The organism is Epibacterium sp. Ofav1-8, assembly GCF_022348185.1.
In the GTDB taxonomy this organism is placed as follows: Bacteria; Pseudomonadota; Alphaproteobacteria; order Rhodobacterales; family Rhodobacteraceae; genus Epibacterium.
On record NZ_JAKRFD010000020.1, the window covers coordinates 25,021 to 50,111 of the forward strand.

Below are 25,091 nucleotides of genomic sequence, written 5' to 3' on the forward strand. Positions count from 1 at the left end.
CTAATCAAAGCGGCCGCTCGCGCCGTGCGAAACGAACTGGCGGCCGGGCAATCTGGTTGGGTCAACGCGGATGATGCAGCCGCATCGGTGACTGTATCGGGCGTTGCGGTCAGCCAGTCCACTGCAATGACCGTCTCGGCTGCGTTTGATTGTGTGCGCAAGAACGCGCAGGCAGTCGCCACGTTGCCGCTGGCTGTCTATGAGCGACAGCCCGATGGGTCAAAACACCGGATCGACACCGAACTGTCAGAGATCCTGACGGTTTCGCCCTGCCCGGGTATGACGGCGGTGGACTATTGGGAGGGCATGGCCGCCCAAACGGTTTTGAATGGCAATGGCTATTCGGAGCGTCTGGAAATCGGCAACCGGCTGGTGGGCCTGCGCCCGTTGCAGGGTGTAACGCCCCGGCGCCTGCCGAATGGTGAGTTTGAATATTCGTTCATAGATCGCGGCAAGCGTGAGGTGCTTCCCGCGCAGAAAGTGTTTCATGTTCGTGGATTTGGGGCCGGGACGGGCCTTGGCTTGTCGGCGATCAAATATGGGGCAAATGCCTTTGGGGCTGCGGTGGCGGCGGACAATTCCGCCAGTGAGGTGTTCAAATCCGGGCTGATGGCAAGCGGGGTGGTGACGTCTGATCAGACCCTGACGGAACCCCAGCGTAAGACCTTGGAGCGCATTTTGGAGACCTACCGAGGGTCCAAGAACGGCGGCAAGATCATGGCGCTGGAAGCGGGATTGAAGTTTCAACCGCTGCAGATGAACCCCGAGGACGTGCAGCTGCTGGACACGCGCCGGTTCAATGTCGAGGACGTGTGCCGCTGGTTCGGGACGCCGCCGGTGATCGTGGGGCACGCGGCGCAGGGGCAGACCATGTGGGGCAGCGGTGTTGAGGCGATCATGCTGTCATGGCTGACGCTGGGCCTGAACCCGAGCCTGCGCAAGATCGAGGCGCAGGCGCGTCTGGACCTGATCCCGCGCGAACGCCGCCGCCGGTGGTTTGTCGAGTTTAACCGCGAGGCGTTGCTGCAAATGGACAGCAAGGCCAAGGGCGAGTTTCTGAGCAAAATGGCAAGCTCTGCGACCATGACTGCGAATGAGCGGCGGGCAAAGCTGAACCTGCCACCCCATTCGGACCCCTCGGCCAATGACCTGCTGGCGCAGGGCGCCATGCTTCCAATTCAGGATTTGGGAAAGGACTAATCCATGGGAAATCGCAATCTGCCACGTGCTACAATTCCGGGCCGCCCCGGTGTTTCCAGCAACCTGACGCCAAGCGCGGCGCAGCGATGGAACCCGGAATTGCGGGCCGCTGCATCTGAGGATCCCGAGGTGGCCACGGTGTCGGTACTTGATCCGATTGGCGCGGACATGTGGGGCGATGGTGTCACGTCCAAGCGGATCGCGGCGGCGCTGCGGTCCATTGGGGATCGTGACGTGGTGGTGAATATCAATAGCCCGGGCGGTGACTATTTCGAGGGGCTGGCCATCTACAATCTGTTGCGTGAACACAAGGGCAAGGTGACGGTGCGGATCCTTGGCATGGCGGCCTCGGCCGCGTCGGTGATTGCGATGGCCGGTGATCAGGTTCTGATCGGCCGGGCGGCCTTCCTGATGATCCATAACACATGGGTTGCCGCCGCTGGCGACCGCCATGCGTTCCGCGATGTGGCGGATTGGCTGGAGCCGTTCGACCAGGCGGCGGCCGAGGTGTACGCGGCCCGCACCGGCCAGACCGTCGCGCAGATCGCGCAGCAGCTGGACCGGGAAACGTGGATCGGCGGTGGTGCTGCGGTGGAGCAGGGGTTTGCCGATGGGTTGCTGGACAGTGATGTGGTGGAAACCGCGCAAGCCTCCGCCGACCTGTCGCCCATGGCCGCGCAGAAAAAGCTTGATCTGTTTCTTGCCTGCGGGATCCGCATTCCGAAATCTGACCGCCGCGATCTTGTGGCGGCGATCAAAGGCGGGGGCACGTCTGGCGCTGCCCCCGCAAACGGCACGTCTGGCGCTGCCGTGGCTGAGTGGGCGCAAGGTGCGCTTGCCAAAATCAACTCACTGTAACTGAGGAAATCAGACATGAAAAAATCCATGATGCCCGCCATCGCAGTGGCGGCAATGATCCCGGCTGCGCCGTCCTCGGCTGTTCTGCTGTCCGGTTTGCGCAATGAGGCGGTGGACCCTGAGCGCCTGCTGCGTGAGGTCAATCAGAAACTGGACAGCCTGAATGGCGAGGTCAAACAGACCGCAGAGGATGCGCTGAAACAGGCCAAACAGGCCGGTGATGTTTCGCAGGAAACCAAGCGCCAGGCCGATCAGCTGCTGACCGCGCAAAATGCGCTGAAACAGACCGCTGACAAGATCACCGAACAGCTGGAGGGGCAATCGGCGCAGATCCTTGAACTGTCGCAGTCGGTGGCCGCAGGTGCCGGGCGCGGTGGGGCCGGCGCAGTCATGACCATGGGGCAGGCAGCAGTCGCCGAGGGGAGCGAGCAGATCAAGGCATTCCTGGACAACGGTGCAAAAGGCAGCCTGCAGATCCCGGTCAACAATGCCATCACCTCGGCCTCTGGGTCTGGCGGTGGTCTGATCACCGGCGAGGAGGAACGCGCGCCGGTGAACATGGCCCGCCGCCGCCTGCGGATCGTCAACCTCTTGAGCCGTGGGCGTACCGGGTCCAATCTTGTGACGTTTCGCAAACAGGTGCTGCGCACCGATGGCACGGCAGCCATCGCAGAGGGCGGCACCTATCCGGCCTCGGCCTTTGGTTGGGAAAAATCGGACGCCAAGGTGAAGAAAATCGGTGCTGTGACCAACATCACCGAGGAAACCATGGCAGACGCGGATCAACTCCAGACCGAGATCGACGTGGAATTGCGCTATGGTCTGGATCTGGAGGAGGAAAAGCAGGTCCTCGCAGGGGATGGTATCGGCGAAAACCTGCATGGCCTGATCCCAAACGCCACCGCCTTTGCTGCGGCCGCAGGTCTGCCGAACCAGACCCGGATCGACCGTCTGCGTCTTGCGGTGCTGCAGGTGGTTCTGGCGGATTACATCCCCACCGCCTTTGTGCTGAACCCGCTGGATTGGGCGGCCATCGACCTGCTGAAGGACGCAGAGGGCCGCTATATCTTCGGCAATCCGCACGCACAGTCCACGCCGATGCTTTGGGGCAAGGATGTGGTGGAAAGCGCCACCATGACCCAGAATGAATGGCTGACCGGCGATCTGGAAATGGCCGCGACCTACTATGATCGCGGCGAGGCCGAGGTGCTGATTTCCTCGGAGCACGATCAGAATTTTGTCGAGGACATGCTGACCATGAAAGCGCGCAAGCGGGCCGCGTTGGCGCACAAGCGCCCGGCCGCCATGGTTGCTGGCGATTTCACCTTCGCCTGATCTGTCCGCTTTTCGATCTAATATGACCCGCCCGGGGGATCCGGGCGGGTTTTCCATTCAACGCAAAGGGGGAAAGCCCGTGTTCGTGAGAGTAAGCCAAACCCGCCATACCAAAATCGGCACCCTGCGGCCCGGGGTCTATGAAAAGGCCAAGCTGGGCGCGGAGGGTGCCAAGGTGATCAAGGCGCTGATCGAGGCCCAGGATCCGGCCTTGAAGGAGATCAGCAAAAAGGAAGCCACCGCCGAATTGGCCAAGGTCAAATCGCTTATGCCGACGAAAGTCGAGGATCTGAAAGTCGGACCTGCTGCGACATCCGACCCTGATGCGGCCGCTGATGCGCAGACAGCTGCGTCCGGTGAGGGCGCAACAGGCCAGGCGACTGAGTAATGACCCAGATCGCGCTGGAGAATATGAAATTGCACCTTGGGGTGCCTGCCGATGATCCGGGCCATGATCTGCTGATCGCTGGTTATGTGGACGCGGCCGAGGATCACGTGCTTCGCCACCTCCGGCGCGATTTGGATGAGGAATTCCCCGAGGGGTGGCCGCCGAGCGTTTTGCAGGCCATTCGCCTGCTGGTTGCGCATTGGTACTCGAACCGCGAGGCGGTCGCGCCCGGTGTCATGGCAGAGGTGCCTTATGGGGTGAAAGCCATGCTGGCACCCTATCGTGAGTTCGGGGCGTAGGCATGGGGGCGGGCAAGTATCGCGATGCCGCGCTGGTCGAGCGCATGGCCGCAGGTGGCGGTCGTGACCGTTACGGAAATTTGCAGCCCGGTGGCTGGGTGACGCTGTTCTCGGCCCGGGGGTGGCTGCGCCAGACGTCTGGCAAAGAGAAAATCGCAGCCGGTCGGCTGGAGGACACAGCAACGGCAACGCTGCGGATCCGCGCAAGTCTGACAAGCCCGGCGTGGGGGATCACTGGCGCGGATCGCGTTAGGGTGCGCGGTCAGATCTGGGCCATTAAAGGCGCGCCGATTGACCCCGAGGGACGTGGCGAATGCGTGGAATTGCTGTTGGAGCGCGGGGGTGCGGTTGAATGAAAGTTGAGGGCCATAAAAAGCTGATCCGCAAGCTGTCGGCGCTGCCCGATGCGCAGCGGGGCCACGTCCGAAAGGCCATCGCCACCAGCACCGAGGAAGGCGCCCGGGTGGCGCGCGTGTTGGCGCCAAATACCACCGGCGAAACCCGCGATGAGATCACCACGGAATACCATGACAACGGCATGATGGGCGAGGTGGTGGTGATCGCCTCGGATGCGCCGCAGGCGGATAAAGACCGCGCATATTCCATCGAACATGGCCGCAAGAAGGGCGACCGGGGCACCACCGAGGGGAGCCATCACGTGCAGCGCACCCGGCAGTACCTCGGCAAGAAGTTTCGCAACCGCATTAGCCGCGCCGTGCGAAAGGCTGCAAAAGAGGTGGCGAGCCGTGGCTGACGGATATGTGACAGCGACCATGGCGGGGCTGATCGCCGCGCTTCTGGCCGATCCCGGTGTGACCGGGATTGTCGGGGATCGGGTGGTGGATGAGCCGGGCGAGGGGATTGGATTTCCCTATATCCGCCTGGGGAGATTGGAGCCGGTGGCCGATGATACAGACGGCACGCAGGGCGCTCTTGTGCAGGCCGGGCTGGAAGTACACTCGCGCCCCGGCCAATCCGGTGGGCGGGTGGAAGCTGCGCAGATCTGTGAGGCGATCCAAGCCGCATTGCATCGTTCTGAAACGCTGATTTGCGACGGTTTCACTGTCGTGGATGTGGAGGTGCAGACCTGGGCCGTTGATCGTGCCCGGGACGGCAAATCCTACGAGGGCCGCGTGGCCCTGACTGTGCGCCTTAGCGCCTGACGCTGCCCGGCGGGGTGGTTTTCCTTTCAATCTGAAAAAAACGAGGAGGATCCGGCATGGCTGGACCGAATGTGGGCCGCGCGTGGCTCTTGAAAATCTCTGATGGGGCGGGCGGGTTCGTCGCCTTGACCGGGATCAATGGCAAGTCGTTGGACATTAACGGCGAACGCATTGACGCCACCGTGCCGGATGCCCTGAACCCCGAGGGGCCGCTGTGGGCAAAATCGCTGGATGGTGTCCGCAGTATCGGGTTCTCCGGCGATGGGCGTGTGGTCAATGATGCCGCAGAGGAGCTGCTGAAGGCGTCGGTTCATGGCACCAGCATGGAGGACACCTTCCAGCTGGTTGTCCCCGGTTGGGGCACCTATGAGGGCGTTTTTTCCATCACCCTGCAGCTGGGCGATGATGGGACGGTGACGTTCTCGATCACCGGGGCCAGCAACGGCGCGGTGCAGTTCACCACCATGGCGCCCGCCTAATCTATGGGTATCGCGGCACAAGCGCCCCGGGGCGGTCTGGTCGAGGAATTGGCCGGATCGTCGCGCCCGTTGGTCCTGCGGAACGCAGAGATTGAACGGTTTGAAGATCATCACCGGGGGATCTTCGATGTGTGGGATGGTTTTTTTGGTCGGTCTGCGAAGCCCACCGCGCGCGAGGTGCGCGACATGGTGGCGCTGGGGCTTGTCGGCGGCGGCATGCTGGACGCGGCGGCGGATGGACTTGTGGCGGGTCTTGGCCCGGATCAAAACCTGTTCCTCTATCAGATCGCGCAGGGGCTGATCGGCGTGGCGTTCATGCCGGATAGCGTCGAGGGCGGCGGCGATGAGCCGGACGGCCCGCCCGAGGATGATCCCGAAAAAAAGACCGATCCCGCGCTTGGAGTGTGAGGCGGATCATTCGCAGCGCGGCGCCGCTGGGGATCCTGCCGGACCAAGTGCGGGCGATGTGTCCAAGTGACTGGCTGCTGATCAAGCGCGGCTATGAGGACCAGGCGCAAGCGTTGAAGCCCGGCGGGAATGCGCCGAGCAAGGCCGAGGTGGACGAATTGGTAAGGCTGTACGGATGAGCGGAACAGATTTTGAGCGCCTGAACATCGTGCTGGCGGCGCGGGACCGTGAATTTGCCCGCGCGATGGATCGCAATATCCGCCGGGTGGAGCGGTTTGCGGCCCGCTCACAGCGCGACCTTTCCAAGACTTCCAAACGCTTTGACATGCTTGGGTTTGCAGCCAAGCGGATGGGACCGTTGATCGCGGCCCTTGGCGCGGGTGCGGTGATCGGCAAGCTGCAGCGGACGGTTTCGACGCTGGATGACATTGGCAAAACCGCCGACAAAATTGGCCTGACCACCGACGCGCTGCAGGAATGGCGCACGATTGCCGAGAGTGCAGGTGTGGCACAGGGCGCGCTGGATAGTTCTCTGGAGCGGTTTAACAAACGGTTGGGTGAGGCGCAGCAAGGCGGCGGCGCGGCCTCCAAGATGCTGAAACAGTTGGGGTTGGACGCGGGCGAGTTGGCCACCGCTGGCCTGGATGAGGCCATGAAGCGGGTGGCCGATCAGATCGCCGGTCTGGCCGATCCTACTGAGCGCGCGGCCGCAGCTGCGGCCCTGTTTGGGCGCGAGGGCGTGGCCATGGTCAACCTTTTGCGCGAGGGCAGCGCAGGCATGGATCGCATGCGTCAAGAGGCGCGGGATCTTGGGATCATCATTGATGAAAGCCTGATCCGCGGTGCAGAGGATGCGCAGACCAAACTGGATCTGATGAGCCGGGTGATTAGTGCGCAGTTGAATAGCGCCTTGATCGAACTGGCGCCGCTTCTGGTGGGGGGCGCCACCGCACTGGCCGATTTCGCGCGGTTCGTAAATTCAAGCGTCGATGCGGTGCAGAATTTTCTTGAGCCGCAGACCCAGCTGCAGCAGGCCACCGACAATCTGGTGATGGCGATGGCCGATGAGATCCGCCAGTCGCAACTGCTGGATCAGGCGCTAGGGCGTGGTGTGACCATGAGCCAGGCGGTCGCCAAGGCCAAGTTGGAGGAGGCCCGCACCCGGCATGAAAACGCCAAGGCCGCGATTTCTGAGCATAAGGCGATGGTCCTCGGGTCCGAAGATTGGGCCAGCCTGACCTCGCAGATCAATGACGCACAGTCGGCACTGATGGCCTCTGGCTTTCATGGCGATATTGCCACCAGCACGCGCGCAGATGCTTACGAGCAAGAGCAGCAGAGGCTTGCCGCGCTGATCGTGCAGCGGCAGGAACTGATCAAAGTGGACGGCGAGTTGCAGGCGCATCTGGAGCGTACCGCCAGCAATATGACCGCTCTGGAGGGGGCCATCGGCCAATCCGGGGGAGGGCTGGTTTCGGTCGAGGGAACGGCGATCAATCCGATTGAACCCGGTTTGAGAGATCCCGTCGAGACCAGCGGCCGGGCGGCCTCGGCCGCCGTGCCGGAACTGACGGATTATGCTGCCGTGGTTGAGCGGATCCGGGGCGTGTTTGGTGATGCCGCAGTGGCCGGAGGTGGCTACCGGGATCAACTCGCGCAGCTGGATGCGCTCTATCGCGCAGGTAAGCTGTCTGCCGCCGAATATGAGGAGGCGGTGGGCGCGGTCGAGGGCAAGTTCGAGGCGGCGAAATCTGCAGCTGAAAGCCTGCGGACCTCGGCCACCCGGGCACTCACTGACATTGTGACTAACGCCAGCAGCGCCAGCGATGCTGTCGCCGGTCTATTGGGCAATTTGGCTGGGATGTTTGCAAACGCGGCCATCGGCGGGCTTTTGAAGGATGTGGGGATTTTTGACAGTGTGGGGTCTCTCCTGAATTTCGAGGGGGGTGGATACACCGGAAACGCTCCGCGCAGCGGCGGCCTTGATGGCAAAGGCGGCATGCTGGCCATGATCCACCCGCAGGAAAGCGTCATTGATCACACCAAGGGCCAGCGTGCGCCGGTTTCCTCGGCCGCATCCTCTGGTCGCCCTCAGTTGACCGTCAATGTTTACGGCGCAAACACGGATGCGCAGATCCGTGACATGGCCCGCCAGGGCGCGCAGGAGGTGGTGCAGCACTATGACCGGCAGGTGCTGCCGCGTTCTGTCGCTGCGATCCAGAATGATCCTCGGAGGATTGGATAATGTCGATGACGTTTCCGCTGTCTCGGGCGGTCTTTCTCGATCAGCTGCCCGTTCGTGAGGTTCGGTTTTGGCTGTCGCGTCAGGATCAGCACACGGGTTTGACTGGTGGTGAAATCCTGTCTGCCGAGGTGGCACCCCCGCTCTGGCAGGGGGCCATTTCGCTTGCTCCGATGGGCAAGCGCGAGGCTGACAGGGTGGCCGCCTTGCTGTCCATGCTTGAGGTGCCGGGTCGCAAGTTCGAAGCCTGCAAATCGCAGCAAATCGGGCCAGCTGCAGATCCTGTTGGGGTGGCACTGCAGGGGGCTGATCCGCAGATCCTTGCTGTGGATCCTCTCGATCCGCAACGCCTCAGATTGCAGTCATTGCCCGATGGCTACGTGTTGCAGCCCGGTGATCTTTTGTCATTTGACTATGACCCGGGCAATGGCGGGCGGCGCGCATTACATCGCGTTGTGTCGGGTGGCACATCTGACAGCAGCGGCGAAACGCCTTTCATGACGGTGACGCCGCCTATTCGCAGCGGGGCGCAGCCCGGCGCCTCTGTGGATCTTATCAAGCCGTTTTGTCTTGCCGGGATTGTTCCGGGATCGGTCAGTTACGGCACAACCGAGGGCAACACCACAAGCGGAATGGGATTTGAGTTCCGGCAGAGCCTGCGGAGGTAGCAGAAATGCGGATTTATGATGCAGAGACCCTTGCATATCTTTCGGGGCGCGAGGGGCTGGTTTCCGTGCGCCTGGTTTGGATCGCTGCCCGTAATCTTTCCGGCGGTGTTGAAACCCTCGGCCTCTGCAGCGCCGAGGATGATCTGGCGGTGCAGGTTGGTGGGCAGGATCGCACGTATCTTGGCGCCGGGCCTCTTTTGCAGTCTGAGCCGATTTCCGCAGGTTCAGGATTGCAGGTGCGGGTGCATCGCCTGCACCTCTCTGCCGTCGCTCCCGAGGTTGAGGATCTGGTCAAGGGGTATCAGACGCGATTTGCGCCTGTGGAGATCCACCGAATGTTTCTGGATCCTGCGACCCGGCTGCAGGTCGGTCAGCCGCACCGTGTCTTTCGCGGTGTGATCGACGGGATCGACTTTCCCCGGGCTGAACCGAATGGGACGCCGAGTGTTTCCCTGCAGCTGGTGAGCGAAACCCGCGTGCTGACCCGCCCGCTGCCACTCAAGAAATCGGACGAAAGCCACCGTCGCCGGGATCAGCAAGATGCGTTCCGAAAATACGGCGATATTTCGGGATCTGTCCCGGTCTATTGGGGGGAAATCCGTTCATGATCACGCCTGATCGACCTCGGCGCCTGGCAGACTGGCGGCCGCGCCTGAGTGCTTACCTGAACGATGTGGCGCGCGCGAGTTTTCGCCCCGGCAAACATGATTGCGCATTGTTTGCGGCCGGTGCGGTTCAGGCGATGACGGATGTGGATCTGGCGTCGGCGTATCGCGGCACTTATCGCAGCCTTGCTGCCGGGCAAGAGGCGCTGCAGTCGCGCGGTTTTGCGGACCATATCGCCTTTGTCGAGGCTGTTTTTCCTGCGGTCGCACCTGCCTTGGCGCAGGTGGGCGATCTGGCGGTGATGCCGAGCGCGGTGCCTGGAGAGCGTGGCGCTCTGGGGATCTTTCAGGGTGCAGGCGTCTACGTGCTGCGCCCGTCCGGTTTGGTCGTGGCAGATCGCCTGTCTGTTGAAAGGGCGTTTTCGGTATGATCAATGCGCTTTTCTTCGCGGCCCTTGTCTGCGTCTTTGTCCTGTCGCCCGGTGCGGCAGCTGCAGGACCGCTGGCAGCCGCGATTACCGCCATACAAACATTCGCGGCATCCTCTGCCGTGGCCGCTTTTGTGGTGCGTATTGGTGTTTCGCTGGCCTTGTCTGCGCTGTCCACCGCCCTGCAGGGAAGCAAAAAACAGCGTGCGCCGGGGATCAGAACGGAAACCACAACAACCGGCGGCGTAAATGCGCAAACCTTTATCCTCGGGCGCTATGCCACTGCGGGGAATATGGTTTGCCCGCCTTATTCGTATCCCAACAGCGGGGACGAGCCGAACCGATACCTGACCTATGTGGTGGATATTTCTGACAGTCCAGGCTGTCAGCTTTCGCGTGTGATGGTCGCTGGCGAATATGTGGGGGATCTGGAGGCTGCGGCCGGTAGCCAGCTAGATCTGCGGGGGTTAGAGAAAGATGGCATCCATCACTTTTACCTGACGTGGCACGATGGAAGCCAGAACGCAGCGGATCCCTTTCTGGTATCACAGTTTTCTGATTACCCCGAGCGGCCGTGGACCGGCGATATGGTTGGGCGGGATGTTTGTTATGCCGTTCTGGTCTTTCTTTACAATCGTTCGCTGTTCAACCAGTTGCCCGCTGTCCGCTTCGAGGTCTTGGGTATCCCCTTGTATGATCCGCGTCTGGATAGTTCTGTTGGGGGCGAGGGTGCGCAGCGTTGGCATGATCGTTCCACGTGGGCGTTTTCCGAAAACCCCATAGTGATGATCTACAACATTCTGCGCGGTATCACCTTGCCGGATGGTTCTGTGTGGGGCGGTCAGGTCCATGCTGATGATCTGCCGCTGTCGAATTGGTTCGCTGCAATGAACGAATGCGACGTGCAGATCGAAACTGCAGACGGCAGTTATGTACCGCAGTATCGGGCGGGCCTTGAGGTTTCAACGGATGACCAGCCCGCCGATGTGATCGACCAGTTGAAGAATGCCGCCAGTGCCGAACTTGTCGAGTTCGGGGGCGTCTATAAGGTTCGCGTCGGGCCGCCGACGCTGCCCGTCTATTTCTTCACGGATGATGATGTGGTCGCGGATCGCAGCCAGACGCTGACGCCCTATCCCGGATTGGATGGGGTCCATAATGCGATCCATGCCAGCTATCCCGACCCGGATGCGTTGTGGGAAATCCGTGATGCGCCGCCCCGGTATAATGCCGAGTGGGAAGCGGAGGATGGCGGCCGCCAATTGGTCGCACAGGTGGGTTTGCCTGCCGTGAATTCCAGCAATCAGGCGCAGCGCTTGATGCGGGCATGGATCGAGGATGAACGCCGGTTTCAGCGCCACGGTTTGGCCCTGCCACCGGATGCGATGGTGCTGGAGCCGTTGGATAGTTGTAGCTGGACAAGTGTCCGGGAGGGCTACACGGCCAAGATCTTTGAAATTGGTGATTTGACCGATGATCTGGTGTCCTGTTTGCAGACCGTGGCTTTGCGTGAGCGCGAGGCAGGGGATTTTGTCTGGGATCCATCGAGTGAGGTTGTGCCACTGACGCCCAGCCCTGTTGTTGTTGTCCCTGCCCCGCGCACGGTGCCCGGTTTTGATCTGCGGGATCATATCCTGATCGACGGTGTGGGCGAGGCGCGCCGTGTTGCCTTGCGCCTGGTCTGGGATCCGTCCGCGATTTCTGCGGATGAGTTGCTGGAGTGGCGGCTGCAGCTGACGGATGGCACGCCGGTTGCGTCGGGCGTCGAGGCTGATCTGGGATCTGGCGAGTTAATCCTGTCCGGTGGGATCTTGCCAGACACAAACTACAGGGCGCGGGCGCGCCTGCGGGCCTTGCAGGGCGGTGTTTGGTCGTCGTGGGTCGAGGCCACAACCGGGAGTACACGTTTCGCGGCTTCCGATCTGTCCGATGCGGTGTTTGATGCCATCAGCGCCGACGCCACGGCCACCGCCTCGGCCCTTCTGACGGACTATGACGCCAGCGTCATCGCGCCCATGGCGCAGGATCTGGATCTGCGCGCCGTTGAACAGCGCACGGTGGCCGAGGCCGTGGCCATGATCGGCGATCAGGTGCTTTGGGCGGTCACGCGGCTGTCCGATGTGGACGGGCGGCTTGCGGATGCGGGGATCGTCACCGATCCCGAAACCGGCAATCTGCGCATCTACGCGCTGGAACAGGAGGCGGAGCGGATCAGCGAGGCGGAAATCCGTCTGAACGCCGCCGAGGCGTCTCTGGCCCTTTCTGCCACCCAAGCTTGGGTCAATGAGCAGATCTCACTCGCCATCCTTGACCCTTCACAGATCCCGCTGGTCGAGGATCTGCAATTGCAGGTCAACCAGGTGCAGGCGGATCTGGATGCGGTCGAGGCCACGCTGGCGCTGACGGCCTCACAGACCGAAGTTGACGGGCTGGATGTGCGCCTCTCCACCGCCGAGGCGAATCTGGATGCGGCCGAGGCGGCGATTGCCCTGAAGGCCGAGCAGTCGCAATTCGATGACCTGCAAGGCCGGGTGCAGACCGCAGAAGTGCAAATCTCGGCGCTGGACGGCCCCGCGATCACGCAGACGGTCGCCGATACGCGACACCTGATCGACAGCGATGAGGCGGCGGCCACCCAGACGCTGGCCAATCTGTTGCAGGCCCATGAGGCGGGCGAGCGCATCCGCCAGGACATTGCCTATGCCACACAGGATCTGCGCGCCCGTGTGGATGAGGACCGGGTGGCCGAGGCGGCTCGCGCGGTTGCCCTGGGGGCCTCCATCGACAACGCCATGGCGCTGCTGGAGGCGGAGAGCCTCGCGCGGGCCAGCGCGGATGATGCGCTGGCGTCGGATGTGGTGACGCTGGACACCCGGCTGGAGAATGCCGAGGGGGCAATCACCGGGCAGGCACAGGCGCAATCCCAACTGTCCTCGCGCGTGACCACGCTCGAAGGCACCACCACCAGCCAGGCGCAATCCATCGCCTCGCTCACGGCCCGGATCGGGGCTGCGGAGGATGACCAGGCAGATCAGGCCTCGGCCCTGCAATCGCTGACGGTGCGCATGTCCGATGCAGAGGGCACCCTGACGGCGCAGGCGCAATCTCTGGCCTCACTGACCACCACAGTGGGGGAAAACACCAGCACCGTGCAGACCGTCTCGGAAAGCGTGGACGGGATGCTGGGGCGGCATATGCTGCGCGTCAATGTGAACGGCGTGGCCACCGGCATGGTGATCGCAGCGGAGGCGGATGACGACGGCGCGGTGCAGTCCAATATCGCGCTTTCAGCGGATGCTTTCACGGTGTCCGGCCCGGCTGGTCAGCAGGCAACATCGCCCTTTGCGGTCTACACCAGCGGGCGCACGATTGGCGGTATCTACTACCCGCCCGGCGTCTATCTGGAACGCGGTTATATCGGCCATGCGATGATCGGTCGGGGCCAGATCACCGACACGATGCAAAGCGACAACTACGCCGAAAGCGGCGGGCGTCCCACGGCGGGTTTGAAGCTGGATTTCCGGAACGGCGAGATGAAGGCGGTCGGGATGGTCCTGTCCCGCGATCAGGTGCTGGCCAGTGGCTCCTTTACCTATATCGGGCAGGTCTCCGACGGGGCGCGGTTCCGCTTTGTGAATACCGGCATTCGCGTGTCCTCGCAGGATGTGCGCTCCGTCACCGACGCCTCGCTGGTGGTCGAGGCAGGCATCGTCTCCTTCGGCCAGGCGGCGGGTGGCTTTGATGGCAACAATGCCTGGTGGAGCGCCAAATGCAGCCTTTTGAACGGGCCGCGCTGGTTCGGCTTCAATGCTTCCCGGCCGCAGCCCGCCGTCAGCTATCGCCAGGACCCGGCCGATCTGGTGGATCCCTATTGGGCCACCGGCACCGATCAACGGGTCTGGCTGGACATCGAGGTGGTGCTGGAGGGCATCCCCTGGATCGAAAATCCCAAGATCGACTGGACCGTCAAACAGGTCACATAAGGAGGCTATAAATGGCATGGGTATCAACGGGCACGGTGAGCGTGACCAATGGCAGCAGCACCGTGACTGGCACCGGCACCAGCTGGTTCGGGGGGCTGCAAAACGGCTGGGGCTTTGTTGGGCCTGACGGGCGGGTCTACGAGATCTTGACGGTGGATGATGCCACGGCCCTGACGCTCAAGACGACGTACCAGGGCGCAACGGCAGCGGGGCAGATCTATGCCGCCTTCCCGACCGGGTCGCTGTCGGTGGATCTTGCCGCCTCGGTGCAGGCGCTGATCGCCAACCACCAGGGTATGTTTGACACCGTCGGACAGGGGCGGTTCCCCGGCGATGTGGTGTTTGACGCAGACCGTGACACCGGCATGGGCAACCCCAGCTCCAATGAGGTCGCGCTGAAAGCAGGTGGTGACTGGCAGCTGCGCCTGACGGATGGGCAAGCCTCCGGCGCGGCGGTTCAGGCGAATGCGACAGATGCGAGCGACGGCAAACTGCTGAAGGTCGGGGCAGGGGGCATTCTGGACACCAACCCGCCGAACCTCGCAAACCCCGCGCAACTGGATGTGCCCGCCGGTCTCTACAGCATTGCCGCGTCGGACGGTTGGCCCTTTGACGGCGCGCTCCTGCAACTGCGGCGGAACGCGGGGCGCGGGGTTCAGATCGCGGCGCGGGGATCGTCCTCGGCTCCCAATGCCTCCAGCGAGATCCTTGTGCGCACCTCCGGCAACAGCTTTGGCGGGTGGGCGCGGTTGATCCATACCGAAAACCTGCTCGGCACCGTATCCGAAAGCGGTGGCACCCCCACGGGCGCGGTGGTCGAGCGCGGTAGCAACGCCAATGGTGAATATGTTCGCTTCGCCGATGGCACCCAGATTTGCATCTCGCCCGACTTTGCATCTGTTGATGTCACAACGGCCACCGGAGCCATCTATCGTAACGCCTCGCCTCTCGCCTGGACGTTTCCGGCCACCTTCTCCGGCGGTGCCGGTTCGGTGACCGGAGCCGTTACGTCCATGGGGAACAGCCAGACACACTGGGGCAGCTTTCGCGTGCTTGGCTTTGCGGACGCCGACATAACCGTGTTTGCACCCAGCGCCGCTACCAATCGCACCGTTCGCGCCATGGCCGTCGGCCGCTGGTTCTAAAGGAGACACCGCATGCAAATCTCACTCACCCCCATGCGCCTAGACCAGGCGCTGAGCGTCACCCGCCAGGGTGACAGCCTGACAATCAATGGCGAGACCTTCGACTTCGCGCCGCTCCAGGAGGGCGACGTGCTGCCCCGCGCGGCTGTGGCCTGCGACTGGCTGGCCTCCGATGTGACCCGTACAGGCGGCGAGATCCGCCTGACCCTGATCCTGCCCCATGGGCCGGAGGCACCGGAGGCCACCCGCTTTCCGCAGCCGCTGAGCCTCACCAGCGACGGGCCGGTGCCGCTCCCCGCCTATCAGGCCACCACAACAGAGGACCCCGCGCCATGAGCAATATCGACTTCTCCCAGGTCATCACCGCCCAGGACCGCACCGAGGCGGCACGGGCGCAGGCGCTGGCCGATCTGGCAGATCTGCGCTGGCAGCGCTCGGTGGCCGGTGCGACCTTGCCCGGGGGCCTGCACATGCCCGGCGATGAAACCACCCGCCTCGCGCTCTCTGGCGCGGTCAGCGCGCTGCAACAGGGCATGATCGCAGAGCCGGTCGCCTGGAAGACACCGGCGGGCTTTGTCGAGCTTACACAGTCCGAGATCGAGGCCGCAGCAGCGGCGGTGGTGCAGCACGTCCAGACCTGCTTTGCCGCCGAGGCCACCGTGGCCGCGCAGATCGAGGCGGCGGACGATCCGGCTGGATTTGACGTTGAAGCGGCATTTGATGCGGAGGTGGCGCCATGAGCCGCGAGCGCAGTATTTTGTCGGCCTTGGCCAAATCGTTCACTTATCGCGCGGATCCGGGCATGGATTGGTGGCGTGTATGCACCCGATCCGGTCCGGTTGTCGGGGATTGCGAGGACTTCGCGCTGACATTGGCCTTTCGCCTCGCTGGTGGATCGTGGCCCCGGTTTCTCTGGCAGCTACTGATCAGGAAATCGGTGATCTGGTACTGCACTACGTCCACCGGCGGCGGTCATGCGGTTCTTTGGCACCGTGGCGCCGGTTGGGCCGACAACATTTTTCCAATCTGGTCGGCGAGGCCGCGTCATCGTCGGCATTGGCCGTTCCCTGTTATTGCTGTCGTGTTGAAGCTGATTATTGGCCGGTTTTTGCGCGCCCTGAGTGAACACAAAAACGTGCATAACGCACAGAAAGGCGGTCAAAATGATCGGTAAAGATGGGATCCTGTCGGGTCTCTGGGTTTGGCTGCACTCTGATGCGGGACAGATGGCCCTTGCGGGCGCGGCTGGGGGGTTGGTCCGCTGGCTGACCCTGCGCGAAAGCCTTGCGGATGGCGTGGTGTCGCTGGTGGTGGGTTGCATTTGCGCCCTGTACCTCGGCCCGCTGGTCGAGCCACTGCTGGCGCCGGTTATCGGCAAGATCAGCCCGGCGGATCCGGTTGGGTTTTCGTCTTTCGTGGTCGGCCTTGGTGGGATCGGTTTTGCTGGTTTCGGGATCGACCTGTTGCGGCGGTTTCGGGCCGCCAAAGGGGCGGGCGATGCGCAAGGCTAAGGAGGCGGCAAAGCAGGCCGCGCGCCGCGAAGGCCGATTTTGGATCGGGGCGGCGATCTGTGTCGCCCTGTGGATCATCTATCTGACATTGGAGGGGTCAAATGTACTCTGACCGCGTGAAGCGCGTGCAGCGGTTGCTGCGCGTGGAGGCCGGATATACCGGCGCAATCGACGGGATCACGGGCGCCCGCACCCTGTCGGCGGTGGCCCGTGTGCCCGAGGTGCGTAACCGACCGGATCTGATCGGCGTGGATCGCCAGCTGGTCGCGGCCGGTCAGGCGATCTTGGCCAGCCTCGGCCATGATCCCGGCCCGATGGATGGTCGCTGGGGTCCGCAAACGGATGCGGCCTATCTGGCGTGGTCGGGTGCGGATTTGCCTTGGCGCCAGGCGGATATGGCGGGCCTCTTTGGTCCGGCGGGATCTGCCCGCTGCACCGCCGGGCGTGTCAACGTGCCGTGGCGCATGGTGCTGGCATGGGATCCGGCACAGGTTATTACCTCTTTCAGCTGTCACGAACTGGTGGCCCCGAGCGCACAGCGTGCCTTTGACCGGATCGCGGCGATCTACTCCCGGGCGCAGATCGAAGACCTCGGCCTGCATCTGTATGGCGGTTGTTACAACCACCGGCCAAAGCGGGGCGGCACCAGCCTGTCCACCCATGCTTATGGGATCGCGATTGACTTTGACCCTGCGCGAAACCGTCTGAATTGGGACAAGGATCGTGCGCGTCTGGCGCAGCGGGATGCTGTGCCCTTCTGGGACGTGTGGGCGGCCGAGGGCTGGACAAGCCTTGGCCGTGCCCGTGATTTCGATTGGATGCACGTGCAGGCGGTGGGTCTGTGACGCGCGGGGCGAAACTTTGGGCGGCGGCCATGGTCATGGCCGCGCTTACCAGTTGCGGATCCCTGTCTAAGCAGCTGGTAAGCGGTGTCCTGCCTGGTGGTGGTGCGAACGTGGCCGCCAATGTGCAGGCGGGCCGCAGCAATGCGCAGGTGGTCGGGGGCACCTCCACCCAAAATGATCTGCGGCTGGTGCGGCCGCAGGCGCGCAGCATCGAGCAAAGCACCGGCGAAACCGGCGTGCGGGCCGAGGCGGTTCAGTCCATCACCGTGCGCAATGAGGCGCCGCCGTGGGTTTGGCTGTTGGTGTTGTTCTTTACCGCTGCGGCCGTCTGGGCCGTATCTGATGAAATCCGCGACCGTCTGGCGCGCAAACGAAAAGGGCCGGCCAATGCTGACTGATTTACAGCGGAGAGTGATTGACCTGCGCGACCGTCAGGAACAGTCGTGGGGCCAGATTGCTGGCCATCTGGGAAAGGATCGCGCGCAGATGCAGCGCACCTATAAGGCGGCGAAAAAGAAGCTGGCCGAGAAACAGGCATCGCTTGATCCCGGTGTGCACAAGGTGCTTGGCAATCTCGGCCTGCAGGATCTGGCCGGTCAGCATTCTGGGTGGGTCCATAAAGAGGATCCCGAAACCGGCGAATGGGCCTCTGTCTATTACTACCTTGGAAAAGACGGGCAACCGGCCGAGGCAGATCTGGAGGCCGTGATGGCCTCGGCCGTGGAAAAGGTGTTTCGCGGCGATCTGGCCACGCCCGCCCGCCCGCAGGCGGCCGGTGATCATCTGCTGGTGATCGACATTGCGGATCTTCACATAGGCAAGCTGTGCGTGGCCTCAGAAACCGGCTTTTCCTATGACCGGGCCGAGGCGCTGCGACGCGGGATCGAAGGGTGCCGGGCGCTGCTGCAGCGGGCGCAGGCGCATGGGGTGGCGCATATCCTGTTTGTGGTCGGCAATGATGTAATTCACATCGACAAGCCGAACCGAACCACCACCAGTGGCACCCCGCAGGATACAGACGGCACCCTGCATGTGATGTGGGATGACGCGCTGGCGTTTTACGTGGCCTGCGTTGATATGTGCCGGGCTGTGGCGCCTGTCTCACTGCTGTATTGCCCGAGCAATCACGACTGGTTTGCGGGCTTTGCTTTGGCCCGATCGCTGGCTGCATGGTATCGGGATTGTCCCGAGGTCAGCGCAACCGATTACAACACCAGCCCCCGGCACCGGAAGTATTACCGCTTCGGTGGAAACCTGTTGGGCTTTACCCATGCGGATGGTGCGAAAGAGGCGGATCTGCCCGCGCTAATGCTGGATGAGGTCGCCGATCATCTCGGCGCGGCGCAGTGGCGATATTGGTATTTGCACCACGTCCACCACAAGGATCGAAAGCGCGGCGGCGGATCCCTGCGTCGTTTGACTGAGAAAGACTTGATCGGAATGACCGCGCTGCATGTGGCGCCAGATCCGGCCGGATCCCGTGCGCCGGAAATCGAATACGTGCGCAGTCCAAGCCCGCCTGACGGTTGGCATGACCGCAATGGATACGTGAACCGTCAAGCGGTCGAGTGCTACCTCCACCACCCGCATGATGGGCAGGTGGGCCGGTTCACGGAGTGGTTTTAAAACTGCCGACAAGGGGCATTTCATCCGCTGGGGTGGCATCGCCCTGCGGATCGCAAGATCCGCTCATTCTGTCTAGGTGAGTTTTTCCGGGGTATGTTGCCCGAGTAGTGCTGGGGCAGTTCAAACAAAATGAGGCCCCAAAACATGAACAAGGTTTTCTTGACCGGGCACCTCGGCCGGGATCCCGAGGTGCGAACTTTCCCTGACAGCAGCATGGTCGCCAATTTTAACGTGGCGACCACAGAAACGTGGAAAGATCAGGCGACCGGAGAGCGGCGCGAAAAGACAGAATGGCACCGTGTCGCGATCTTTGGCCCGCTGGCGCGGGTCTGTCAGCAGTATCTGCGCAAGGGCGCCAAGGTGCTGATCGAGGGTAAGCTGGAAACCCGCAAGTGGCAGGACCAGAACGGGCAGGATCGCTATGCCACCGAGGTTGTGCTGCGTGGGCGCAACGGCACATTGGAAATGCTGGACCGAAAGGATCCAAATGGGGCCGGTGGCCAGTCTGGTGGAGGGCAGACTGGCGGCTACGGCGGCCAATCTGGCGGAGGCCAGACCGCTGGCCCAAACCCACCCATTGACGATGAAATCCCGTTCTGAGGTGCGCGCCATGATGAATGTGACATACCGCGTTGAATTGCGCCCATGGGCACGGGCTGCCCACGCTGGGGGCTTCCTTGGCCTTTTGCTGCTGTTCTGTGTCGTCACCTTTGGCGGGGCGATGTTCGTTTGTCGATTGGTGGAGGTCCACGGCAATGGGTGAAAAGTTCCAGCCATCGGAGGCACAAATCGCTAAGGTCCTCGCTCGCGGTTATTCCAAGCGCCAAATGGCGATAGCCTATCTCCGCGCATCGCGTGACCGGCACCAGTTGCAAACAGAGATTACGCAGCTGCAGGTTTCCATCCAGCTGCTGAATAGTTTGGAGCAGGTGACGGAGGACGTGGAGGCCGGAAAGTTCGGCCAGGCGTCGCGGCGGCTGGAGAGTGCGGTGGAGGATCTTAAGAATGCAAGGTAAGCGAATGGTTTGCCCCGCCTGCGGCGGTACAAGGGGCGAGACAAGCCGAGGTGGCGTGATGCACGAATGTGGCGCTTGTCGTGGCTGGGGTGTGGTGCCGCCGCCCGGGCAGCGTGCCTCTGCCATTCGGTCGGGTATGAAAATCCTTGTGATCGGGCACGCGGAACACGGGAAAGACACTGCAGCGCAGTGTCTGGGGCGTGAGTTGGGTGTCGAGTTTATCTCTAGCTCAGAGTTTTGTGCGGCTAGGGCCGTCTATCCTCTGGTGTCAGATCTGTATCCTGATTGGCGCGCTTGCTTTGAGGATAGGCGCAATCATCGGGCTATGTGGCGCCACGCAATCGAGGCTTATAATCTTCGCCCGGGTCCATCTTTGGCGGAACAGGTATTGGCGCTGGCCCCCATTTACGTGGGGATGCGCAGCCGTGCCGAGTTCGACCGCAGCAAGAGTTTGTTTGATGTGGTGATTTGGGTGGATGCATCCAAGCGCCTGCCATTGGAGCCATTTTCAAGCATGGATCTCACTAAGCACGATGCAGATTTGATAGTGGATAACAATCGAGGTCTGTCAGAGTTAACCGAAACGATTTGGGGGCTGGTAAACACATAGCACGCATGCACGTTTTTGATGCCTTTGCACGGTGTTTTGAGGGTCCGCCGTGCTAACTTGGGGCCGCGCCAGCTGGTGCGGCCCTCTTTTTTGTGCACCCACTAAAGGGCAGAGCGCTGCATTTGAAAACCAAAGTGGTGCAATGCGCGTGCAGGTGCCTTTTGGGATGCGCGTAAAAAATTGTTTTTATGAACTTTTTTGTATTGGATCGGTTCCCTTGGTAAGGGAGAGGTCGAGAGTTCAATTCTCTCCAGCAGCACCATTTTCCAGCATTTTGCGTCAAGCGACCAACCACACCGTCAGTGTTAAGCGTTGCTCAAGCAATTTTCGGCAAGCTTTCCTGCGTTCGGCGATCTGCGCCGTGATTCCAATTGTTGGAAAAGGAATGCGCCTGATGCCCGTGTTTAGCCGCCTCTGGAAAACCACCGCGATGAGTCTCAAGTTGCCGGTGATCATCGCGATCCCGGCTATTGTCCTGTTGCTCGCGGCGGGCAGCGTTGTCACGTTCCGGGCGGTCACGGAATTCGGCAATGAGCGCAAGGCGGCCTATGAAACCTTGCTGCGCGAACGTTCGAACGCGTTGGAAACCTGGCTGGACGATGTAGCGGCCGAGGTCAGTGCGCTGGCTTTGAACGGATCAGTCGCGCTCGGGGTCAAGGACTTCGGTCGCGGGTGGATGCCGGTCAAGGACGAAGAGCCTGGGGACTATCTGCGCCGTCTCTACCTGGATGAGAACCCGCATCCGGTTGGCGAGAAAGACGAATTGCTGAGCGCGGGCGACAAATCTGTCTGGACCCTGCGCCACAAGAAATACCACGAAGGCTTCCGCGCCTATCAGAGGGCCCGCGGCTTTTATGACATGTTCCTGTTCGATCCGAGCGGGAACATGATCTACTCGGTATTCAAGGAAGACGACTTTGCCACCAACTTTGTCGACGGGCCGTACAAGGACAGCGGCTTGGGTGAGGCCTTTCGGGCCGCGGTCGATCTGGAAGCCGGGCAGGTCTATATGACCCGGCTGTCACCCTATGCGCCAAGTCAGGACGCCCCCGCGATTTTTGTGGCCGCACCGGTCTACAATGGCATGTCGGTCTTTGGTGTTGTGGCGGTGCAGGTTCCGATCAACCGCCTCAACGAGATTCTGGCGCAGTCGGATCTTCTGGGTGAAACCGGGCTTGTCTATACCGTGGCGTCCGATGGGTCCGCGACATCCTCTTCGCCGCATGAGGAAGGGCATCGCGTTTTTGACCAGTTGGCCTCGACCGCAGCGATATCGGCCGCCCTTGGTGGTGAACGCCAGTATTTTGAACATACAACAGGCCTGGAAGGCGGGGATGTCATTGCGGTGACGGACAGCATCCAGGTGCCCAACGGAGAAACCTGGGGCATCGTGCTGGAAATCGACCACGCCGAAGCCTCTGCCAACAGTGCGGAACTGGTGCGCAACTCCCTGATTACCGCCGTGGTCGTGTCGATCGGCGTACTGCTGTTCTCCTGGCTTGCGGCGCGCACAGTGACGGGACGTGTGCAGGTTCTGAGCGAAGACATGGGGGCGGTGGCGGATCGTCAATATGATACCGACGTGCGGGGCACGGACTACCGTGACGAGATCGGCGTGATTGCCCGCGCGCTGGAAGTCTTCCGTGGCGATCTCAAATCTGCCGAACTGGCCGAGCAGGATCGCATGCGCAAGCAGGAAGAGCAGAACCTCGTTGTGAGCGCGTTGAGCCGCGGCCTGGTGCAGCTTGCTAAGGGGGATCTGACACATGAGATCTCCGAGCCTTTCCCGGAGCCGCACGAGCACTTGCGGCAGGATTTCAACACTGCGATCTCCCAGCTGAGAACACTGGTCACAGATGTGGTCGAGGCCGCGCAGAGCATTCGCAACGGTGCCTCGGAAATCAGTACCTCCTCGGGGGACCTGTCACAGCGGACCGAGGCACAGGCGGCCACCTTGGAGCAAACGGTCGCCGCGCTTGATGAATTGACGGCCAGCGTCAAATCCTCGGCCGATGGGGCGCAGAGTGTCGAAACCATCGTCAAGGAAGCGCGCGCGGAGGCCGAGTCGAGTGGCACGGTTGTACAGAATGCGGTGTCGGCGATGTCGGAGATCGAACAGTCCTCGCAGCAAATCGGCCAGATCATTTCCGTCATTGATGACATTGCCTTCCAGACCAATCTGCTGGCGTTGAATGCGGGGGTGGAAGCCGCGCGCGCCGGTGAGGCCGGCCGCGGGTTTGCTGTTGTGGCCAGCGAAGTTCAGTCTCTGGCGCAACGATCAGCGGGAGCGGCGAGTGAGATCAAGACGTTGATCGGAAACTCTGGCGAGCATGTCGAGCGTGGCGTTGATCTGGTCGGCAAGGCGGGGGCGGCACTGTCCAGCATCGTCGAGCGGGTGACCCATATTTCCACCTTGGTGTCGGAGATTGCCGAGGGTGCTGCGGAGCAGTCCACCGGAATCTCTGAAATCAACACCGGGATGACGCAACTGGATCAGGTGACCCAGCAGAATGCTGCCATGGTCGAACAAGCCACCGCAGCCAGCCAGCTGCTGAATGGCGATGCCGACAACCTCGCCGCTCTGGTGACCCGGTTCGAGACCGGCTCCGCCCACGCCGCCGTGGCACCGGCGGCCCCGAGCGAGGCGGAGAGGCAAGATGCCGGACCGGCGGCAACGGCGCATGGCGAAGACTGGCACGACATCACGCCGGTCGCGGCGCAGGCCGCCACGGATGGAAATGCCGCCAAGGCGCTTTGGGACGACTTCTGATCCGCACAAGCGCGCGGTGCAGATGGATCAGCCCGGTTGAGACTGGTCCAGAAACACCGCAAGGGCATGGGAGACCGTGCCAAAGGCCGCATCACTGCGCGCTCCGTCCGTCAGCGCAGCCCGCAAATAGACCCCGTCAATCAGCGCCGCCAGTGTGTCGGCCACCCGCTCGGCGTCGGGGCTCAGTTTGCGGAGGTCAAACAGCAGATTGCTTCTCAGGCGGCGCTGGTAGACTTGCATCAGATGAGAGGCGTCCGATTTCGACTGCGCAAGGGCGTAGAAGCTGAGCCAGGCAGAGGTCTTGCGCGGATCGAATACATGTGGCGCAAAGTTTGCACGCAGGATCGCCTCCAGGCGGGCACGTGGCCCTTCGGCGTCTTGCAGGCCGGCCCGAACCTTGGCGGAAAATTCCGACAGGATGTGCCGCATGGCGGCGATCAGCATCTGTTCCTTGCTGCCGAAATAATGATGTGCAAGGCCGCTGCTCATGCCGGCCCGACGCGCGATCTGCGCAACCGTCACGTCGAGAGAGCGGGTCTCGCCAATCTCGTCGATCACGGCTGATACCAGCGCCGCCCGGCGCTTGGGCTCCATCCCCAGTTTGGGCATTGCTCTCTCCTGTCTTGCGCCCCTTGGCTCATGGCAAGCAGGGGGAGGCGGGTCAACTGAATTCGCCGGCCCGCTGATCGCAGGACGGCCTGAGGGAAGTGTACTACTCGCCCCGGGGGAACCGCGCCTGTTCCTCGACGATGTTGAGATCCATGTGGTTTCGCATGTACCGCTCCGAGGCCTTTTGCAGCGGCTGGTAATCCCAGGGGAAATAGCCGCCCTGGCGCAGGGCCTCGTAGACCACCCAGCGGCGGGCCTGGCTGGCGCGCACCTCGGCGTCGAAACGGTCCAGATCCCAGCGGTCGGCGGCGATCGCCTTCAGCGCCGCATAGCCCTCGGCATGGGCGGGATCCCCGGCCAGGTTGGTCAGCTCGTGCGGGTCAGCCTCCAGGTCGAACAGCTGATCGGGGTCCAGCGCGCAGAGGTTGAGCTTGTAGCGCCCCTGCCGCAGCGACACCATCGGCGCATAAGAGGCCTCGGCGGCGTATTCCATCGCCACCGGGCTCTGCCGCTCTGCGCCCTGGCCCAGCGGCACCACGCTCTCGCCCGCGGTCCAGGGCATCACCTCCTCCATGCTGACCCCGGCCAGATCACAGAGCGTCGGGCAGACATCGATGTTGGAGACCGGATCGGTGACCAGCCCCGGCGCCATCTGCGGCGCCGACACCATCATCGGCACCCGCGACGAACCCTCGTAAAAGCTCATCTTGAACCACAGCCCGCGCTCGCCCAGCATGTCGCCGTGATCGGCGACAAACAGGATGATGGTGTCCTGGTCCTGACGGGTGCCGCGCAGCGCCTCCATCACCTCGCCGATCTTGTCGTCGAGATAGGAGATATTGCCGAAATAGGCCCGGCGGGAGCGGCGCACGTCCTCTTCGGAAATGTCGAAGTTGCGCCAGT

29 protein-coding genes are annotated in these 25,091 nt (G+C 62.4%); 27 read left to right on the plus strand and 2 right to left on the minus strand.

The genetic code is table 11. The annotated features are described in order from the left end of the window. Nucleotides 1–24: 24 nt before the first annotated feature. The 27 genes from MHM97_RS21985 to MHM97_RS22115 all read left to right on the plus strand — a co-directional run bounded on the left by MHM97_RS21985 (nt 25) and on the right by MHM97_RS22115 (nt 23,579). Nucleotides 25–1,200: a phage portal protein gene (locus tag MHM97_RS21985; RefSeq protein ID WP_239325678.1), complete on the plus strand. Its 1,176-nt coding sequence runs from the start codon at nt 25–27 to the stop codon at nt 1,198–1,200. 3 nt (nt 1,201–1,203) lie between these two features. After that, nucleotides 1,204–2,058, plus strand: a complete 855-nt coding sequence (locus MHM97_RS21990; protein ID WP_239325680.1) for a head maturation protease, ClpP-related — start codon at nt 1,204–1,206, stop codon at nt 2,056–2,058. A gap of 15 nt (nt 2,059–2,073) precedes the next feature. Further along, nucleotides 2,074–3,393, plus strand: a complete 1,320-nt coding sequence (locus MHM97_RS21995) for a phage major capsid protein (protein ID WP_239325681.1) — start codon at nt 2,074–2,076, stop codon at nt 3,391–3,393. A gap of 79 nt (nt 3,394–3,472) precedes the next feature. Next, a complete protein-coding gene (locus tag MHM97_RS22000) occupies nt 3,473–3,781 on the plus strand; it encodes a hypothetical protein (protein ID WP_239325682.1) in 309 nt (102 codons plus the stop codon). After that, nucleotides 3,781–4,080, plus strand: coding sequence for a head-tail connector protein (locus MHM97_RS22005; protein WP_239325683.1), 300 nt, complete (start codon nt 3,781–3,783; stop codon nt 4,078–4,080). Before MHM97_RS22000 ends, MHM97_RS22005 begins: the two co-directional genes overlap by 1 nt. A 2-nt stretch (nt 4,081–4,082) precedes the next feature. Continuing rightward, nucleotides 4,083–4,436 (plus strand): phage head closure protein, encoded by a 354-nt coding sequence (locus MHM97_RS22010; protein ID WP_239325685.1) that lies wholly within the window; start codon nt 4,083–4,085, stop codon nt 4,434–4,436. Beyond that, nucleotides 4,433–4,834: a hypothetical protein gene (locus MHM97_RS22015; protein WP_239325687.1), complete on the plus strand. Its 402-nt coding sequence runs from the start codon at nt 4,433–4,435 to the stop codon at nt 4,832–4,834. The genes MHM97_RS22010 and MHM97_RS22015 overlap by 4 nt, the downstream gene beginning before the upstream one ends. Continuing rightward, on the plus strand, nt 4,827–5,243 hold the full coding sequence (locus MHM97_RS22020) for a DUF3168 domain-containing protein (RefSeq protein ID WP_239325689.1): 417 nt from the start codon (nt 4,827–4,829) through the stop codon (nt 5,241–5,243). Before MHM97_RS22015 ends, MHM97_RS22020 begins: the two co-directional genes overlap by 8 nt. 56 nt (nt 5,244–5,299) lie before the next feature. After that, entirely contained in the window at nt 5,300–5,722 is a 423-nt protein-coding gene (locus tag MHM97_RS22025) for a phage tail tube protein (RefSeq protein ID WP_239325692.1), read from the plus strand. A gap of 3 nt (nt 5,723–5,725) precedes the next feature. Then, entirely contained in the window at nt 5,726–6,130 is a 405-nt protein-coding gene (locus MHM97_RS22030) for a gene transfer agent family protein (RefSeq protein ID WP_239325694.1), read from the plus strand. Nucleotides 6,131–6,305: 175 nt separating this feature from the next. Further along, complete coding sequence (locus MHM97_RS22035; RefSeq protein ID WP_239325696.1) at nt 6,306–8,375, plus strand: hypothetical protein; 2,070 nt, start codon at nt 6,306–6,308, stop codon at nt 8,373–8,375. Nucleotides 8,376–8,578: 203 nt separating this feature from the next. After that, on the plus strand, nt 8,579–9,040 hold the full coding sequence (locus tag MHM97_RS22040; RefSeq protein WP_239325698.1) for a hypothetical protein: 462 nt from the start codon (nt 8,579–8,581) through the stop codon (nt 9,038–9,040). Between the two features lie 5 nt (nt 9,041–9,045). Beyond that, a complete protein-coding gene (locus MHM97_RS22045) occupies nt 9,046–9,648 on the plus strand; it encodes a hypothetical protein (RefSeq protein WP_239325700.1) in 603 nt (200 codons plus the stop codon). Beyond that, entirely contained in the window at nt 9,645–10,076 is a 432-nt protein-coding gene (locus MHM97_RS22050) for a DUF6950 family protein (protein ID WP_239325701.1), read from the plus strand. Before MHM97_RS22045 ends, MHM97_RS22050 begins: the two co-directional genes overlap by 4 nt. Then, nucleotides 10,073–14,056, plus strand: coding sequence for a phage tail tip fiber protein (locus MHM97_RS22055; protein ID WP_239325702.1), 3,984 nt, complete (start codon nt 10,073–10,075; stop codon nt 14,054–14,056). The genes MHM97_RS22050 and MHM97_RS22055 overlap by 4 nt, the downstream gene beginning before the upstream one ends. A gap of 11 nt (nt 14,057–14,067) precedes the next feature. Beyond that, nucleotides 14,068–15,201, plus strand: a complete 1,134-nt coding sequence (locus tag MHM97_RS22060; RefSeq protein WP_239325703.1) for a hypothetical protein — start codon at nt 14,068–14,070, stop codon at nt 15,199–15,201. A gap of 12 nt (nt 15,202–15,213) precedes the next feature. Then, the gene (locus tag MHM97_RS22065) at nt 15,214–15,537 is read left to right on the plus strand and encodes a hypothetical protein (protein WP_239325704.1); all 324 of its coding nucleotides are present in this window, start codon (nt 15,214–15,216) and stop codon (nt 15,535–15,537) included. Then, nucleotides 15,534–15,941 (plus strand): DUF4376 domain-containing protein, encoded by a 408-nt coding sequence (locus tag MHM97_RS22070; RefSeq protein WP_239325705.1) that lies wholly within the window; start codon nt 15,534–15,536, stop codon nt 15,939–15,941. The genes MHM97_RS22065 and MHM97_RS22070 overlap by 4 nt, the downstream gene beginning before the upstream one ends. Next, on the plus strand, nt 15,938–16,375 hold the full coding sequence (locus tag MHM97_RS22075) for a transglutaminase-like cysteine peptidase (RefSeq protein WP_239325706.1): 438 nt from the start codon (nt 15,938–15,940) through the stop codon (nt 16,373–16,375). The genes MHM97_RS22070 and MHM97_RS22075 overlap by 4 nt, the downstream gene beginning before the upstream one ends. Beyond that, the gene (locus MHM97_RS22080) at nt 16,365–16,712 is read left to right on the plus strand and encodes a hypothetical protein (RefSeq protein WP_239325707.1); all 348 of its coding nucleotides are present in this window, start codon (nt 16,365–16,367) and stop codon (nt 16,710–16,712) included. Before MHM97_RS22075 ends, MHM97_RS22080 begins: the two co-directional genes overlap by 11 nt. 101 nt (nt 16,713–16,813) lie before the next feature. Beyond that, nucleotides 16,814–17,557: a M15 family metallopeptidase gene (locus MHM97_RS22085; protein WP_239325708.1), complete on the plus strand. Its 744-nt coding sequence runs from the start codon at nt 16,814–16,816 to the stop codon at nt 17,555–17,557. A 29-nt stretch (nt 17,558–17,586) separates the two neighbouring features. After that, nucleotides 17,587–17,955, plus strand: coding sequence for a bacteriophage spanin2 family protein (locus MHM97_RS22090; RefSeq protein ID WP_239325710.1), 369 nt, complete (start codon nt 17,587–17,589; stop codon nt 17,953–17,955). Further along, complete coding sequence (locus MHM97_RS22095) at nt 17,945–19,183, plus strand: hypothetical protein (RefSeq protein ID WP_239325712.1); 1,239 nt, start codon at nt 17,945–17,947, stop codon at nt 19,181–19,183. Before MHM97_RS22090 ends, MHM97_RS22095 begins: the two co-directional genes overlap by 11 nt. 144 nt (nt 19,184–19,327) lie before the next feature. Beyond that, nucleotides 19,328–19,783, plus strand: a complete 456-nt coding sequence (gene ssb / locus MHM97_RS22100) for a single-stranded DNA-binding protein (RefSeq protein ID WP_239325714.1) — start codon at nt 19,328–19,330, stop codon at nt 19,781–19,783. A 155-nt stretch (nt 19,784–19,938) separates the two neighbouring features. After that, nucleotides 19,939–20,199 carry a hypothetical protein gene (locus MHM97_RS22105; protein ID WP_239325716.1) on the plus strand — a complete coding sequence of 87 codons (261 nt, stop codon included), beginning with the start codon at nt 19,939–19,941 and terminating at the stop codon, nt 20,197–20,199. A 136-nt stretch (nt 20,200–20,335) separates the two neighbouring features. Further along, nucleotides 20,336–20,809 carry a hypothetical protein gene (locus MHM97_RS22110; protein ID WP_239325718.1) on the plus strand — a complete coding sequence of 158 codons (474 nt, stop codon included), beginning with the start codon at nt 20,336–20,338 and terminating at the stop codon, nt 20,807–20,809. 394 nt (nt 20,810–21,203) lie between these two features. Further along, nucleotides 21,204–23,579, plus strand: a complete 2,376-nt coding sequence (locus MHM97_RS22115; protein WP_239325720.1) for a methyl-accepting chemotaxis protein — start codon at nt 21,204–21,206, stop codon at nt 23,577–23,579. A 27-nt stretch (nt 23,580–23,606) separates the two neighbouring features. Here MHM97_RS22115 and betI read toward each other — a convergent pair whose 3' ends face one another. Then, a complete protein-coding gene (betI, locus tag MHM97_RS22120; RefSeq protein ID WP_239325722.1) occupies nt 23,607–24,188 on the minus strand; it encodes a choline-binding transcriptional repressor BetI in 582 nt (193 codons plus the stop codon). Between the two features lie 103 nt (nt 24,189–24,291). Next, nucleotides 24,292–25,091, minus strand: an 800-nt coding sequence (locus tag MHM97_RS22125) for a sulfatase-like hydrolase/transferase (RefSeq protein WP_239325724.1), incomplete at its 5' end; no start/stop codon positions are given.

Bases quoted from the DNA above. Each gene is read 5' to 3' on its own strand.
- MHM97_RS22060 (WP_239325703.1), top strand. From the start codon at position 14,068: ATGGCATGGGTATCAACGGGCACGGTGAGCGTGACCAATGGCAGCAGC.
- MHM97_RS22115 (WP_239325720.1), top strand. From the start codon at position 21,204: ATGCCCGTGTTTAGCCGCCTCTGGAAAACCACCGCGATGAGTCTCAAG.
- MHM97_RS22045 (WP_239325700.1), top strand. From the start codon at position 9,046: ATGCGGATTTATGATGCAGAGACCCTTGCATATCTTTCGGGGCGCGAG.
- MHM97_RS22090 (WP_239325710.1), top strand. From the start codon at position 17,587: ATGGTCATGGCCGCGCTTACCAGTTGCGGATCCCTGTCTAAGCAGCTG.
- MHM97_RS22025 (WP_239325692.1), top strand. From the start codon at position 5,300: ATGGCTGGACCGAATGTGGGCCGCGCGTGGCTCTTGAAAATCTCTGAT.
- MHM97_RS22035 (WP_239325696.1), top strand. From the start codon at position 6,306: ATGAGCGGAACAGATTTTGAGCGCCTGAACATCGTGCTGGCGGCGCGG.
- MHM97_RS22105 (WP_239325716.1), top strand. From the start codon at position 19,939: ATGGGTGAAAAGTTCCAGCCATCGGAGGCACAAATCGCTAAGGTCCTC.
- MHM97_RS22070 (WP_239325705.1), top strand. From the start codon at position 15,534: ATGAGCAATATCGACTTCTCCCAGGTCATCACCGCCCAGGACCGCACC.
- MHM97_RS22095 (WP_239325712.1), top strand. From the start codon at position 17,945: ATGCTGACTGATTTACAGCGGAGAGTGATTGACCTGCGCGACCGTCAG.
- betI (WP_239325722.1), bottom strand. From the start codon at position 24,188: ATGCCCAAACTGGGGATGGAGCCCAAGCGCCGGGCGGCGCTGGTATCA.
- MHM97_RS22005 (WP_239325683.1), top strand. From the start codon at position 3,781: ATGACCCAGATCGCGCTGGAGAATATGAAATTGCACCTTGGGGTGCCT.
- MHM97_RS21990 (WP_239325680.1), top strand. From the start codon at position 1,204: ATGGGAAATCGCAATCTGCCACGTGCTACAATTCCGGGCCGCCCCGGT.
- MHM97_RS22080 (WP_239325707.1), top strand. From the start codon at position 16,365: ATGATCGGTAAAGATGGGATCCTGTCGGGTCTCTGGGTTTGGCTGCAC.
- MHM97_RS22110 (WP_239325718.1), top strand. From the start codon at position 20,336: ATGAAAATCCTTGTGATCGGGCACGCGGAACACGGGAAAGACACTGCA.
- MHM97_RS22030 (WP_239325694.1), top strand. From the start codon at position 5,726: ATGGGTATCGCGGCACAAGCGCCCCGGGGCGGTCTGGTCGAGGAATTG.
- MHM97_RS22075 (WP_239325706.1), top strand. From the start codon at position 15,938: ATGAGCCGCGAGCGCAGTATTTTGTCGGCCTTGGCCAAATCGTTCACT.
- MHM97_RS22010 (WP_239325685.1), top strand. From the start codon at position 4,083: ATGGGGGCGGGCAAGTATCGCGATGCCGCGCTGGTCGAGCGCATGGCC.
- MHM97_RS22085 (WP_239325708.1), top strand. From the start codon at position 16,814: ATGTACTCTGACCGCGTGAAGCGCGTGCAGCGGTTGCTGCGCGTGGAG.
- MHM97_RS22050 (WP_239325701.1), top strand. From the start codon at position 9,645: ATGATCACGCCTGATCGACCTCGGCGCCTGGCAGACTGGCGGCCGCGC.
- ssb (WP_239325714.1), top strand. From the start codon at position 19,328: ATGAACAAGGTTTTCTTGACCGGGCACCTCGGCCGGGATCCCGAGGTG.
- MHM97_RS21995 (WP_239325681.1), top strand. From the start codon at position 2,074: ATGAAAAAATCCATGATGCCCGCCATCGCAGTGGCGGCAATGATCCCG.
- MHM97_RS22055 (WP_239325702.1), top strand. From the start codon at position 10,073: ATGATCAATGCGCTTTTCTTCGCGGCCCTTGTCTGCGTCTTTGTCCTG.
- MHM97_RS22065 (WP_239325704.1), top strand. From the start codon at position 15,214: ATGCAAATCTCACTCACCCCCATGCGCCTAGACCAGGCGCTGAGCGTC.
- MHM97_RS22015 (WP_239325687.1), top strand. From the start codon at position 4,433: ATGAAAGTTGAGGGCCATAAAAAGCTGATCCGCAAGCTGTCGGCGCTG.